At 38.8% G+C, this 15,332-nt stretch carries 9 protein-coding genes and 1 riboswitch; of the genes, 5 read left to right on the top strand and 4 right to left on the bottom strand.

Annotated elements, in window-relative coordinates; all coding sequences use genetic code 11:
- Nucleotides 1–229 precede the first annotated feature (229 nt).
- Nucleotides 230–3,751, top strand: coding sequence for a S8 family peptidase (locus AC625_RS21970; RefSeq protein ID WP_049683214.1), 3,522 nt, complete (start codon nt 230–232; stop codon nt 3,749–3,751).
- A 195-nt stretch (nt 3,752–3,946) separates the two neighbouring features.
- Here AC625_RS21970 and AC625_RS21965 read toward each other — a convergent pair whose 3' ends face one another.
- Together AC625_RS21965 and secA2 are read right to left on the bottom strand one after the other, a co-directional pair.
- Nucleotides 3,947–4,831, bottom strand: a complete 885-nt coding sequence (locus AC625_RS21965; RefSeq protein WP_049683213.1) for an accessory Sec system S-layer assembly protein — start codon at nt 4,829–4,831, stop codon at nt 3,947–3,949.
- A 168-nt stretch (nt 4,832–4,999) separates the two neighbouring features.
- Nucleotides 5,000–7,354, bottom strand: coding sequence for an accessory Sec system translocase SecA2 (gene secA2 / locus AC625_RS21960; protein WP_049683212.1), 2,355 nt, complete (start codon nt 7,352–7,354; stop codon nt 5,000–5,002).
- A gap of 346 nt (nt 7,355–7,700) precedes the next feature.
- Here secA2 and AC625_RS21955 point away from each other — a divergent pair, with 346 nt between their 5' ends.
- Nucleotides 7,701–8,756, top strand: coding sequence for a glycosyltransferase family 4 protein (locus AC625_RS21955; protein ID WP_049683211.1), 1,056 nt, complete (start codon nt 7,701–7,703; stop codon nt 8,754–8,756).
- 202 nt (nt 8,757–8,958) lie between these two features.
- On the opposite strand, the gene AC625_RS21950 is transcribed toward AC625_RS21955, so the two are convergent.
- Nucleotides 8,959–9,963: an LCP family protein gene (locus AC625_RS21950; protein ID WP_049683210.1), complete on the bottom strand. Its 1,005-nt coding sequence runs from the start codon at nt 9,961–9,963 to the stop codon at nt 8,959–8,961.
- 129 nt (nt 9,964–10,092) lie between these two features.
- The gene (locus AC625_RS21945) at nt 10,093–10,725 is read right to left on the bottom strand and encodes a YigZ family protein (protein ID WP_049683209.1); all 633 of its coding nucleotides are present in this window, start codon (nt 10,723–10,725) and stop codon (nt 10,093–10,095) included.
- 675 nt (nt 10,726–11,400) lie between these two features.
- Between AC625_RS21945 and AC625_RS21940 the strand changes: the two genes are divergently transcribed.
- From AC625_RS21940 to AC625_RS21930, 3 genes are all read left to right on the top strand, one after another.
- A complete protein-coding gene (locus AC625_RS21940; protein ID WP_049683208.1) occupies nt 11,401–12,543 on the top strand; it encodes a sensor histidine kinase in 1,143 nt (380 codons plus the stop codon).
- A 53-nt stretch (nt 12,544–12,596) separates the two neighbouring features.
- Nucleotides 12,597–13,283 carry a response regulator gene (locus AC625_RS21935; protein WP_049683207.1) on the top strand — a complete coding sequence of 229 codons (687 nt, stop codon included), beginning with the start codon at nt 12,597–12,599 and terminating at the stop codon, nt 13,281–13,283.
- 363 nt (nt 13,284–13,646) lie between these two features.
- Nucleotides 13,647–14,489: a DegV family protein gene (locus AC625_RS21930; RefSeq protein WP_049683206.1), complete on the top strand. Its 843-nt coding sequence runs from the start codon at nt 13,647–13,649 to the stop codon at nt 14,487–14,489.
- Between the two features lie 705 nt (nt 14,490–15,194).
- Nucleotides 15,195–15,283, top strand: a riboswitch (cyclic di-GMP riboswitch).
- Nucleotides 15,284–15,332: the final 49 nt, after the last annotated feature.

Raw genomic sequence — 15,332 nt, 5'->3', positions numbered from 1 at the left:
CCTTCACGGATATAATCCAGTCTTAATGTGCGTCTAGGAAACTATGCTCTCCAACATTCTACAATTTTTTTACTGTTTCGTAAAATGAATTAAAGCAGAAAATTGAAGTCGGTCACCATTGCTTTGCTTAAAATGTCGAAACCAATCTTATTTTTATTATAGGTACTTATTTCCATAATAGGATAAATCATATATAATCATATAGAGTACATATAAAGGGGGAAATGGGTTGAAATTACTTTATAGAAAAATAGTGGCTATGGGCTTAAGTACGGCTCTACTAGTATCAGCCGCCACACCTGCAGTATTTGCAGCAGAAAGAAACTCTATTAAACCAGCAAGTATTACTTCAATAGGCAAAAATAAAGCAGCCACTGAACAGGAAAAAAAGAATTTATTCAGTGACGACCAGTTAATTATTAAATATACCAAACCATTAACAGCGACCGAACATCGAAATGCTGGAGCAACGGTTATTCAACAATTCTCGAATTTGAACTATGCGGTTGTGAAAGTGAAAGATAAGAAAAATATCCACAAAGTCATTCAACAGTATCAAAAAAATAATAACGTGCAATTAGTTACCCCGAGTGTATTATATAAGTCTTTCGGTATCAAAGATCCGAAAGCAATTGAGCAATACCATTTGTCTTTGCTGAATGTAGCAAAAGCGCAATCACTTGCAGGAAAACAACCTGTAACTGTTGCTGTTATTGACACGGGGATTGATAGGAAGCATCCTGATTTGAAAAATACATTATTACCTGGCTACAATACTACTGATCCTTTAAGCCAGCCTTTCGTGGATTCACATGGTACACATGTTGCGGGAATTATTGCTGCGAATAAAGACAACGGAATTGGCGGTTATGGAATCGCGCCGAACGTGAAAATTCTGCCGATAGATGTGTTTGACGGATGGTTTGCTAGCGACTACTCGATCGCTGAAGGAATCCTTTACGCTGTGGACCATGGGGCAAAAGTCATCAATATGAGTCTTGGAGGGCCATTCCCTTCGCCGTTAATTGAAGATGCAGTGAATACGGCTATTAACAAAGGGGTAGTCATTGTTGCTGCGGCAGGAAATGACGGAGAGGACTTTGTAAACTATCCAGCCGGTTATGAAGGGGTAATTAGTGTAGGGGCCGTTGATAAGAAATCGGAATTAACCTACTATTCCACATATGGAGCTTCTGTCGATCTCGTAGCGCCAGGAGATGAAGTATATAGTTCAGTCTATGATTATAGCAAAGGTTCAAGTTTTACTAAAATGAGCGGAACGTCCATGGCTTCTCCAGTTGTTGCGGGAGCTGCGGCTTTGTTGCTTTCTAAATATCCAGATTTAACGCCAACACAAGTGAAATATATTTTAAAACAAACAGCAACAGACCTTGGAGATAAAGGATTTGATATTAAATATGGCAGTGGCTTGGTGAATATTGTTTCTGCTTTGCAATATAATACGAAGAACATTACGCAGATTGTGAAAGAAAATTGGACAAAGAGTGAAATTATCAAATCAGCTAAAATGATCACTGCAACTGAGGAACCACAAGTAATAAAAGGAGAAATCACCAAACCGTTTGAACAAAAATGGATCCAATTCAAAGTGGAAGAAGGAGACTATATTCAAACCGTGCTAGATGGGGCAAAACAATATGATTATAAAATGATGATTCATTTTTATGGTGATCAAAATAAAACGGAAAAAATAGAAGTGAATAAAACGGGTGCAGGAAAGACGGAAGCGAAGATGGTCAAAGCGCCATTTAGCGGTACAATAGCTATTGGTGTAAAAGATGTAAACGGTAACTATGATTCTTCAGCTTCTAAACAATCAAACTATTCCTTATCCGTGCAAACGGCAAAAACATTGCCTGAGGATGATTCATCGATTGAAAATATGATTAAAATTGATGGTTTGCCATATCAATCAAGTGGCAAGCATACATTCACTGGTGACAAGGAAGATAATGACTACTTTACATTTGAGATTGATGGCGAAAAAGCAGTGAAAATTACTTTGTCAGGTATTCCTGGAATCAACCCAAATCTGAGCGTATATAAAGTGGATGATATCTTTCCTGCAAATGAAGAAAATCCTATAGCTGAAGAGGAAAAGACAGAAATACTGAAGAACTTAATGGAAGGCAAAGAATATAACGATCCATATGCGTATTCGTACGGTAAGGCAACAAGTGAACCAGTTGTATTAAGCTTTGTTGCAACTCCAGGTACGTATGTATTAAAAGCAAGCAATAAACCTTCGAATTACTTTGGGATCTTTGAATTGATCCAAATGTTATTTATGGGTGTAACCTCTGATGACTCTACAACAATCGAGCAATCTCTTATTCCGTATCATGTGAAAATTGATACGAAGGTACTTCCTCCGGATGAAGATAATTATCCAAACTTAGGTGGAGAGGGAACCGTCGAGGGAATAATGAAAGGACAATCGAAAGAAATTGGTGAAGTTGCTAATATCCGAGCTGCAGCCGAGTCAGTAGCAGACCCATTCGATGAAGAGAGAAACGCATATGTCAAAAGCCAATTGGATGCATCCATTCCATATGAACTTGGGAAATCGACGTCTGCTTATTTACAAAATGCTAGTGATATCGACTTGTTCTTAGTGAATCCGAAACAAACGGCTATTTATGAGCTAAACCTTAAGAACAAAGAAAATAAAATACCGTTAATGGAAATTTATCAAGTAAAAGAAGATACAACAAAGGATGGAGAAAAGCATCTAGATCTAAATTATTTCGGAGATAATCTGGACTGGAGCGGTTATAGCATTGGTGTTAAAGAGAAGAATTACACAGGATTGAAAAAAGGGGAAACCTATTTATTCATCGTTCAGAACAATTTCTTTAATGACATGTCAGGTATTTCATTTGATCCATATGAAATAAGTACCAAGTTGATTGTGAGCAATCCTGAAGATCCATATGAAGACAATGATTCCTTCGAAAATGTGAAAAATCTCCCGGGTGCAACTTTTAATGCGAACTTTGCGATGCCGAATGATATCGATGTATTCTATTATCAGGCTACACAAACTGGAATAAAGGGTGTAACCGTACAAACAAATCCAGCTGAAGTGAAGCAAACGTATCCTAAAGAATTATTAGGTCAATATGCTGGTGTTGTCACGATTATTGAAGATCGAAATAATAACCGAAAACTGGATGATGAAGAATTCAATAATGCGACCTATATTCAAAAAGGGAATTACGGCTACATTTATGGATCCATTAATGTGAAAAAAGGTCATAACTACTTTATCATCACAGAAGGCTATTTTAGGGACATGCTGCCATTCTCATTGATACCGTATACCTTTACCTTTAAGGATGCACCTACTAAAGATGAAGATGCAGGTTCAATTGTGAAGAATAATGTTCCTTCTAAACCATTGAAATTGACAAAGGATAAGAATTCTGCGCTTCAAAGTGCCAAAGGTTATTTTAATGCCGGCGTTCCGAACGGCGATTCGGACTGGTATGAATACGAAGCAACGAAAGATAGCTCTGGCGTCATAAAATTGGCTGGTGGGAAAGTCACAGACGGAATGATATCTGTCTACCAAAATGGTAAATTAATCGCACAGGCTGATTATTATGGTGCTGGTGATGAGGAGATCCTATACTTGAATCTTAAAAAAGGCAAGTATCATATCGAAGTGAAAGACAGTTATGGAAATGCAAGCGTTGATCCGTATTTACTTAGAGTGAATATGCAATAAACGCCAGTATCCATCCTTGAGCCAAGCGATAAAACTTCAGATGGTCCAGTCTTTAAATCGATAAAAGATGTAAGAAACGTGCCGGATTCGTCTCTCAGTATAAGCGGGAAACTGTCAGGTAAGGAATCATTGATTCTAAACCTGATAGCAGAAAAAAGCGTAAAGAAAGAAGGATGCCCTTCTTTCTTTACGCTTTTATTGAACGGGTTGAGCAGACCATGTCGATAAGTCCATGTCTTCTTTTAGAACCATGCTTGCTGGGAAAATAAATGTCCAAGGCTTTGATGTATTGGCCTTAATTTCTAAATCGTCTAATGAAAAGCCGCCTTTTGCAACCACTTCTTGAGAAGCGTCGATAATTTCTAAAGGCAGTTTTTCAATCTTAACGTTTTTGTCATGTCCATTACGAATTAAAATGGTGACATGGAGGTCGCCTTGTTCCGTTGTCTTCGCTTGTAGGCCAAGGAAATTCATTTCACCTGCGCGTGGTGGATCGATTTTATCTACATAATTTTCCAAGTTTTTGCGTTCGGCTTCAGGCAAACCCTTTTCCCAAGATTCAGCAAGATCAAGCCTATGTTTTGTTTTAAGTTCAAAAGCGATTGTCCAGTCCTTTGTAGAGAATTCCGTTTTCGAAACAGTGTCAGCAGGGAAGACGAACATCCATGGACGGCTGCTTCTAGCAGGAAGTTCTCCTAGTAGGCTCATATCAAAGGAATGTCTAGCAATGGTTTCTTTATTCTCATCCAAAAGCAATAGTGAAACTTCTTGAAATGTGATGTCTTTATTTAAGCTGTTACGAACAAACGCAATCGCTGTTGCTTCGTTATTTTCAAAACGCAATTCAATGCCTGCTAATGAAATTTGATTCGGTTTCAAAGGTTCAAGCTCATTGTTTAGGAAACGATATACATAGTTTTGTTCGCTTGACAGATTCCACTGAGGATGGACTGATAACTCGGTCATAATCTCTTCATCTGTTTGAACTTCCGTTTCATTTAGTAGATCACTAGAAGAAATGACTGTATCTTTTCCTTCTTTTTTAAGTTTATTCTTGTTTTTATTGAAAATTGAGGCCATGAATTGCCAACTCCTTTTAGTATAAAGAAATATAGAAAAGAGGATATTTTATATAGGTCAGGCCTCGCACACTAAATTAGTATGTAATGTTCCGTACGCTTATCTTATACTAGATTTAGTTTTTGCGGGATCTGACCTTTACTGTTGTTGGGATAGTCGTATCGGTTCTTATGCTTCCACTTGGTTGTTAGCCATTTGAATGAGACGACCAATTTGTTCAGCCATTTCTGTTTCAATGGTATTAAATGTATGTGTAAATAATTCAAGTCCTTCTTTTTGGTAGAGACGTAATGGATCTTCTTGTTGATATTGGCGTAACCCAATGCCTTCTTTCAGTCGAGCCATGCTTTCTAAATGTTGAATCCATTGGATATCAATCACATTTAATAACCAGGTTTTCAATGATTGTTGCAACTCTGGGTCGGCTTCAATCCTTTTAATGTATCTGTCCAGGTTAGTCTCTATGGCTTCTTCTATTTCTTTTCTACTTTGAATCGAGTCTGGCAGAGTAATAGGGTAGCCAGGCAGAAGTTCATTTACTTTTGAAATCAGTTCATCTATCCGCCATTCTTCAGGAGAGCTCTCCACAGGGCAATATTGCTCAATGACGTTATGAATGGCACTTCGAACATGCGAAGCAATTTGACTATCAACGCTATCTGTCTCCATAATACGGTCACGCAATTGATAAATAATATTTCGTTGTTCGTTGCTGACATCATCCAGCTTTAAATTGTATTCTCGCATGGAATAGTGGGAACCTTCGACAATTCGTTGAACACGATCGACGAATTCACCAATTTTTTTATAGGTGATAAGGCCCGTACTATCTGATGTAAGCTTTTTCTCAAGCTTTTCTAGGCCCTCTGCAGCAAATCGTCTAATCATATCGTCTTCTAATGAAATATAGAATTGGGAGGAACCAGGGTCACCTTGACGCCCAGCACGTCCACGCAATTGGTTGTCTACACGCCTACTCTCATGTCTTTCCGTGCCGATGACGTATAAACCACCGAGTTCGGCTACGCCCTCTCCAAGTAAAATATCGGTTCCACGACCGGCCATATTGGTAGCAATCGTAATTTGGCCCCGTTGTCCAGCCATCGCAATCATTTCTACTTCTTGCTCCACGCTTTTTGCGTTCAATAATTTATATGGCAACTGATCTTTTTCTAAATAGGTCGCCACTTTTTCTGATTGGAGGATAGAAGTCGTCCCAATTAAGATCGGTTGTCCAGTAGCATGGATCCGTTTCACTTCTTCAGCTACTTTTTTGTATTTATCGTCCAGTGTCAGATAGATCATATCGTTATAATCAACACGAATTTTGTCACGGTTTGTTGGAATCTGAATAACGTCCATGCCGTAAACATTTTGAAATTCTTTTTCCTCCGTTTTAGCTGTACCTGTCATTCCAGAGAGCATGGAATACATTCTAAAGTAGTTCTGAATCGTAACAGAAGCTTGCGTTTTATTTTCTTCTGTAATCTCAATTCCTTCTTTGGCTTCAATCGCTTGGTGCAAACCATCGCTTAAAGACCGACCTTCCATTACTCGACCAGTAAAGATGTCGACTAACAAAATCTCCCCATCTTTAATAATATAATCGACATCTTTTTCAAACATAACATGGGCACGAACTGCTTGAATGACATAATGGAAGAGTGTTTGATGCTCTAAGTCATAAAGATTGTCGATTCCAAATGCTTTTTCGACATTCTCTACGCCTTCATCTGTCAAGCTTGTTGCTTTCGTTTCCGGATCAAATGTATAATCTTCATCTATCTTGAAGCGTTTTGCAAGGCGAGAAGCAATATGCTGCAAATCGCTATTAGATTGTGTTTTACCAGCGATAATTAATGGAGTTTTTGCTTCGTCCACAAGTACGCTGTCCACTTCATCAATGATGGCATAATGAAGAGGTCTTTGACTTTTATCTGCGATACTTACAGCCATATTATCGCGTAAGTAATCAAAACCGAATTCCGTTCCCACTCCGTACGTGATGTCAGCAAGATAGGCCGCTTTCTTTTCATCGGGCTGCATATTTGGAACATTTAAACCGACCGTTAGTCCTAGGAATTCATGAATTTGGCCAATTTTCTCGCGATCTCGTGTCGCTAAGTAATCATTGACGGTAATGACATGGACACCTTTACCTTCAAGAGCACGCAAATAGCTTGGAAGAGAAGCAACAAGTGTTTTACCTTCCCCTGTCGCCATTTCCGCAATATTTCCTTCTGTTAATACAAGCCCACCGATCATTTGCACATCAAAGTGTCTCATTCCAAGTACACGCTTGGAAGCTTCTCTGACTACAGCAAAGGCATCCAATTTTATATCATCAATCGATTGCCCATTTGTTAAATCATCTTTAAATTGGGTTGTCATGTCTTTAAGCTGCTCATCGGAATATTGGATATATTTTGGCTCTAAAGCATTGATTTCATCCACCATTTTATAATATTTAGTAAGCCTTTTTTGATTGGTATCGCCAAAGGTGTTTTTCAGAAAGGACAACATGTAAAACGCTCCTTAATTATTAGGATTTAATCTTTCTTTCAATTAATAATCTTACCAAAAATAACAGGTATTTGCTATACATAGTAAAAAACTGTAAAAATTATACAATATTTTTTTGGGAATTTCCTCTGGAAAAAGTGTATAAATGGTATATTAAATAAAAAAAGTTTGTAAGTTTATTAGAATTCTAGTAATATATGTGGTGATATCAGTTTTTGTTGATTAGACTAGGAAAAAAGAGAATAACGTCAGGTAACAATTTCATAAACTGCCAAATAAATGAAATGTTCCTATGTACTCATTCTTTAATCTAAAATTGGATAAGATATTTTTAAGGAGGTACTCCATGGTTTACCTTACCTTGCTACTATGTTTTATTGCATCGTTAATTATTACACCTTTAGTTAAAAAATTTGCATTCAAGATTGGTGCAACAGACAAGCCCAATCAACGTAAGGTCCATCAAAAGATTATGCCGCGTCTTGGCGGTTTAGCAATTTATATTAGTTTTCTCATCGGCTGGGTATTCTTGAGACCAACGGACGAGTTGACGATTCCACTGTTAATCGGAAGTTTAATTATTATCGTTACTGGGATTATCGACGATATGCGCGAGCTTTCAGCTAAGGTTAAGCTACTCGGCCAAATTATCGCAGCGTTGATTGTTGTACTTGGCGGAGCTCAAGTCCATTTTATTAACTTGCCATTTGGTGGCGTAATTGAATTCGGCATTCTAAGCATTCCATTAACAATTGTCTGGATTGTTGGTATTACTAATGCTATTAACTTGATTGATGGTCTCGATGGTCTAGCTGCTGGTGTTTCATCGATTGCATTAATCACTATTTCTGGTATGGCGTTTTTAGAGGGGGATGTTTTTGTAAGCAGCGTAGCGTTCATCCTTTTAGGAAGCACTCTTGGGTTTTTAGCTTATAATTTTCATCCTGCAAAAATATTTATGGGTGATACGGGTGCACTGTTTTTAGGATTCATGATTGCTGTTCTTTCTTTGTTAGGATTTAAGAACGTTACAGCGATTTCCTTGATTGTACCTATTATTATTCTCGGAGTACCAATTTCTGATACGTTTTTTGCGATAATTCGTCGAATTAAGCATAAAAAGCCGTTATCAGCTCCGGATAAATCGCATCTGCATCATTGTTTATTGGAAATTGGCTTTTCACATAAACAAACTGTCTTGCTTATTTATGCAATGGCTGCTTGCTGTGGACTAGCTGCCTTTATATTCTCCATGGCTACAATGTGGGGAGCGTTATTCATGATCGCAGTGTTAGTGCTTGCTATCGAGATAATTGTTGAAAAAGTTGGTTTGATCGGAAAAGAATATCAGCCAATTTTACGATTCATTAGTTCTCGAAACAATGGTATGAAAAATCGATAATAAATAACTTCTCCTGAAGCAGAATATAGCTTGTAGACAAACTCCTGAAATACGGAATGAGTCTACAAGCTTTTTTAATCGATTAATAAATTAAAAAGAAGGCTGTTTCAAGGGTGACCTCACACTCTATACACCGCTTATTTCGATATATAGTAGATGTGGGTTATGAGACAGCCTTCTGTATTTATTCTGTTTTGTTTTCTTAGCGAGAATCACTAAGGCTCGTGCTTGTAAGGCCGAGGTGTTGTTTCAATCCATTTTTCAGATCTGTTAGCTTATCTTTATCCAGTTTAAAGACATACGCACCATCTTCTCTACCGTCCACTCCCTCAAGTTGAAGGTTTTCCATGGATAAGTTATTACCAGCAGTAGCATATTCGATAAATGCCTTCATTTCTGCAAAAGTTAAGTTTGTTTTCATATTATCACCGACAGCTTCGATGATATCTGGATACTTCGTTACAGCGTGAACAGTTGTTGCTTTTTTGACAATGGCTTGAAGAATCTCTTGCTGCCGTTGTCCTCTGAAAAGATCACTATCTTTCTTACGTGTCCGTGCAAGTGCTAACGCTTCTTCACCATCCAAGTTCTGTAGACCGGCTTTTAGATGGATCGCTGCAGCCGAGTCATGTGAATCCTGTTCTTTAAATTCATAAGGAACATCGACTTCAATTCCGCCTAGAGCATCGACGACATCGATGAACGCGTAGAAGTTCATCCGAACATAATAATCAACTGGAATATCAAGCAAGTGTTCAACTGTATCAACGGTAACTTGAGGACCACCATATGCATGTGCATGGGTAATTTTCGTATACCGGTCCTTTTTGGGAACATAAACATAGGAATCACGTGGAATACTTACTAGTTTAATAGATTTCTCTTTCTTGTTAAATGTAGCAAGGATTAAAGCATCCGATCTTGCGGACTCTTTGTAATCTCTCTTTTCGCTATCATCCACACCTATGAACAGGATCGATGTATTATCCACACCAGGATCGACCTTTGCTTCACGTTTAGAGGAGGGGGCAATTGACTCATAAGAATTATCAATGGTAGCAGCAGCTTTATTGTACAGATACGCGCCATAGGCAGTGCCAGTGACTGTTAGTAATAATAGTAGTGGCACCAAGAACCATGCAACCAGTTTTTTACGCTTGCGCTTGCGCCTTCTCTTGGTAACCCTGTATAAGCGTTGGTTCGACATATTTCTTCTCCTTCATGTGTAAAGTCAAATGTATTTCGGCAAACTATACTCTACAACATTCTACAATTTTTATACTGTTTCGTAAAATGAATTATAGCAGGAAATAGGAAGGCGTTGAAAAATATAGTGCTACTTTTCTCGCTCAAGGTACAGCTGTTCCCCCTCTTCCATCCGGCTCTGGCCATTGGTCAATTCTGTCATCCAAGTCATAAATGCTTCCTTGCCAGTCTCTTCGACATATGTTTCAATGATTACATTTTCAAGATAATGAATTTCTTTTACTTTATAAATAGAGGATCGGAGTTCATTTTCAAGTTTACCAAGCCAGGTATAGTCAATAAATGTGGCAATTACACGCATGAGTTTTCTTTCAACGACTCCAGTTGCATCAATGCCTTCAGATGTTGATTTACTGTAGGCGCGAATTAGGCCGCCTGCACCAAGCTTGATTCCGCCAAAATACCGAGTAACAACGACTGTGGTGTCTTTAAGTCCCTTTTTCTTCAATACTTCAAGAATTGGAACGCCAGCTGTACCGCTTGGTTCACCATCGTCGAGTGCCTTTTGAATTTGATCATGCTCGCCGATTAAATAGGCAGAACAGTTATGTGTAGCATCTTTGTGCAATTTTTTGATATGTTGAATGAAGGCCTGAGCTTCTTCTTCTGATTCGGTACGCGCAATATGAGAAATGAAGCGGGATTTTTCAATGATGATTTCATGTTCCCCTTTGCCTTTTACTGTTAGGTAGGATTGTAGCATTGTAGCTCCTTTCTTTGCTAAAAAATAGTAGTTTGCTTTTTCTTCATTATAAGGCTTTCGTCATGGTGCTGCAATTTTCGCTGGGCATGTGATTGTACGATAATGTGAGGGGAGTAGTTCATTTTTCTTAAAAGTCATAGGATAGTAAGGTATGTAAAGAAATTTTAATATTAGGCTGTTTTCTTCGTGGTATAATAAGGTCTATTGTTCTACAGCCTTTTTTAATATCTAGATAATAAGAATATGCTTAAAAGAATATTATGTATGAAAAAGCAAGCTTTAGTTTTCTAAAGGAAAGCTTGAGGAGCTTGAAGCTTAGAACTGTAAGGGGTCCCGTTACAACTCCTTATACGGCTCACCTATTTTTAGGTATAATGGAGTCATTCATAGTTTGCTTCTATTGTATAGGATGGATTAGGATAATAGATATAGTAAATTGGTATTTTTCTTTGATACAATGGGAAAGTCAAAACTGCTGTCTGGTTTAGAGAGCATATATAGGATAAGAATGAACAAGGCTTTTGGTAGCGTTGCATGTAATTTGCATGACAATCGACCTTGGCAATTACTACTAAGTATCAGCTAACTACTATTCAATTAAGTGAAAATCCGTCAATTGGCGTTACAGTACAGGATAAACCAACCAAAAGGCTGGATGTAATCGGAGGAATCTAAATGTCCCTGAAAAAAATGGATCTAAAAGATTTGGACATGATAGTTGAAACGATGATCACGACTGTTGGAGACAGCAAAGTTGAAATATTTGAAATAAAAGAGCAATGCCTTCGTGATTTTGAAGCGATAACGACGGAGCTTGGAGAAGTGAAAATCCAGGTCGCCATCGTGATAGAAGAATGCGATGTGCTCGAAAAAAAAGCTCGATTATCAAGAAAACGCCTTTCGGAAGTGAGCAAGTATTTCAATAATTATTCTGAACAACAAGTTCGCGATGCTTATGAGGTTGCACATAAACTTCAAGCGGATTTACAGTTGAATAGTCAAATTGAGAAACAATTGCGGCTACGCAGGGATGATTTAGAAAGAAGGTTGCGCGGGCTTGAACAGACCATTGATCGGGCCGAGCATCTTGTTTCACAAATTTCTGTTGTCTTAAATTACTTAACGAGTGATTTGAAACAAGTGGGTCCAGCGCTTGAAGATGCGAAGCGTAAACAGGACTTTGGGTTAAAAATCATTGAAGCTCAGGAAGAAGAGCGCAAGAAGCTTTCTCGTGAAATTCACGATGGACCGGCACAGATGCTGGCAAACGTCATGATGCGATCCGATTTAATTGACCGTATTTATCGGGAAAGAGGCGGCGACGAGGCCATCATAGAAATTCGGAACTTGAAGGTGATGGTCAGAAATGCGCTGTATGAAGTGCGCCGAATTATTTATGATCTACGTCCAATGGCACTCGATGATCTAGGGTTAATACCTACCCTAAGAAAATACCTACAAACGACTGAAGACTACAACCAAGGTATACGCATGACATTTATAAACTCAGGTGAAGAAAAAAGACTGCCGTCTGATATGGAGGTCGCACTATTCCGCCTCGTACAAGAATCCATTCAAAATGCGTTGAAGCATGCGAAACCGAAAAGCATCCAGGTCAAGTTATTGATGACGAAAGAAATGGTCATAGTGATGGTGAAGGATGATGGAATTGGCTTCGATTCTGATGTTCAAAAAGCAGGATCATTTGGATTAATGGGGATGAGGGAACGTGTCGAGCTACTAGAAGGTGAAGTGACGATTGATTCGCATCAAGGTGTAGGAACACTTGTATCAGTAACAGTTCCATTGAATGAATGATTTTATAGAATACTAAACTTAGGTATGGTAAGAGGACAGAGGGGGAAACACGATTGAAAACAAGTATTGTCATTATAGACGACCATCAGCTTTTTCGCGAAGGTGTAAAAAAAATCCTGGAATTTGAACCGATATTTGATGTAGTTGCAGAAGGTGACGACGGTTGTGAGGCGATGAGTTTAGTAGAAACGCACCGACCAGATGTGGTGATTATGGATATTAATATGCCACAAGTAAATGGTGTGGAGGCAACCAGATTACTCATTGAGCGCTATCCAGATATGAAGATTATCATTCTATCGATTCATGATGATGAAAATTATGTAACCCATGCACTTCAGACTGGGGCACAAGGGTATTTGTTAAAAGAAATGGACGCAGATGCTTTAGTAGAAGCCGTGAAAGTAGTGGCAGACGGCGGATCGTACTTGCATCCGAAAATCACTCACAATCTAGTTAAAGAATATCGTCGAATTGCTATTGAGCAGATGACAGAGAGAGAATCTTCCCTATATATTCCGGAAATTAGAAAACCGCTTCATCTTTTAACGCGCCGGGAATGTGAAGTGCTTCAGCTTCTAGCAGATGGCCAAAGTAATCGTGGAATCGGAGAAACACTATTTATCAGTGAAAAAACCGTAAAAAACCATGTCAGCAATATTTTGCAAAAAATGAATGTCAATGACCGTACACAAGCTGTCATTTCAGCGATAAAAAACGGTTGGGTTGAAGTGAAATAAAGAAATGATTGGACGTCGACCGCTGAATTGTTGGAGGAAGACAAAGGAAATCGTCTAGCTTAATCGAAGTTACACCGATTAAGGCTGGGCGATTTTTGTTTGTGGGTCTTGCGATCTGGAACTAGGATTTACCGAGGCGGAAATGAGGTCCTGCGATCTGAAATCAGAATTTTACTGCACCGGGATTGATGTCTCGCAACCCAATTCTAAGGGTTGGTGGTCTAAATGTAAAATTGTAGGCCCACGTTTATTTTGCGACTTTCAATTCAAGATACCACAACATTATGATGCAAATCATGGTATTTTATATAAAATGGTGATTAAGTATAAACGAGAATAATGAAATAAGGATGGTAGTGGTTTATGAAAACGGCAGTTGTTACGGATAGTACCACATATATCCCGGAAAATATACGTAACCAATTTCATATACATATGGTTCCGCTTCAGGTAGTAATCGGCAACGAGGCGTATCGTGAAGAAATTGATATAACGGCGGATGCGTTTTACAATGTGGTAAAAACGGAGGACAAGCTTCCGACAACCTCTCAACCACCAACAGGTTTATTTGTCGAGAAATATGAGGAATTAGCGAAAGAGTATGATGCAGTCGTGAGTATCCATCTATCGAGCGGAATTAGTGGAACGTATCAAGGTGCGATTAGTGCAGGAGATATGGTTGAGGGTCTGGATGTGTATACCTTTGATTCTGAAATCAGCTGCTATGTTCAGGGGTTTTATGTCCTTGAAGCAGCTAAACTGGCCTTAGCTGGAAAAGGGCCAGACGAAATTCTTGCTCGATTGGAAGTCATCAAGCAATCAGTACGCGCTTATTTTATGGTGGATGACTTGGCACATTTACAGCGTGGAGGACGTTTAAGCAGTGCACAGGCATTGATTGGCAGTCTTCTTCAAGTCAAACCAATCCTTCATTTCGCAGACAAAGTGATTGTTCCTTTTGAAAAGATCCGCACTCGAAAAAAAGCCATGAAGCGCATTGCAGATTTGATCGGTCAAGACGCAGCTCAAGGTGGCACGTATAAAGCAGTGATTATCCATGCAAAACGTGAAGAGGAAGCGAAAAAGTGGAAAAAAGAACTCGAAGCGATATATGCAAATGTTGAATTCGAGATCAGCTATTTCGGACCTGCTATTGGCACGCATCTTGGTGAAGGATCGATGGCGATGGGCTGGTATAAGGTATAAGTGAGACGTCTTACCTCGGAAATGGGGTGGGCGTTTTTTTTGTTGAGTTACGACCCGTCAGATCGGATTAATTCTTAATATACATCATGATGCATCGGGAAGGTGCTTACTCCCTAAGTTCTGTGCTTTTTATAACATTCGCCGGTTTACTCTTCAACTTTAAGGAATTACTCACCACTTCGACTCTATGACTAACCACCTATCCGAAATTCTCAGCTCCTTAACACGCTTACTCACCATCTATCCATTTTCACTCCCAAAGTCCCGGACTTTTTACCAAATTCAGTGGTTTCCCCATCAACTTTATGATGTGAGCCTGGTTTTATTCCTTTTTTTATAAATGAGTACATTTACCCAGTATGATGATTTAACATCAGTTATGCTGTTATTCAAACTAGTATGAAAGTATTACTTGCAAAACTGAGAGGGGGTTCTGTCTTTATTGGTAGTGACCATGTTATAATTTCGATGCACCAATCTATATGGGAAATTTATCCCGGCTTAATAGGTTGTAATACCCCACCTCCATTTTTGTGAGAAAATCAAGAAAAAGTAAGTTGAGGCTAAACAGCTTGTAAATCCCCGACTGGTTGAACCAATCGGGTTCGTAGTGTCGCTTTATCGAAGATTTAGAGACAGTAGAACGGGACTAACCATCAGTGGGCGATGAAGAAAGCCCCACTGATGAAAGTTTCACTTTATTATTCTAGAAAATAGCAAACTTCATCGAAAGGGGAGGACGCAAAGCCGTGGGTCTAAAGTCACTTGTGGACAAGGATCGCCAGGTTGCCGAGAGAATAGCCAAATAAATAGACTGTACAGAGTTTTCGCAATATTTTTCGG

The sequence above is a fragment of the Peribacillus loiseleuriae genome (assembly GCF_001183985.1).
Lineage (GTDB): Bacteria > Bacillota > Bacilli > Bacillales > DSM-1321 > Peribacillus > Peribacillus loiseleuriae.
The sequence above is the reverse complement of the archived record's forward strand: the minus strand, read 5'-3'. Positions and strand labels throughout refer to the sequence as shown.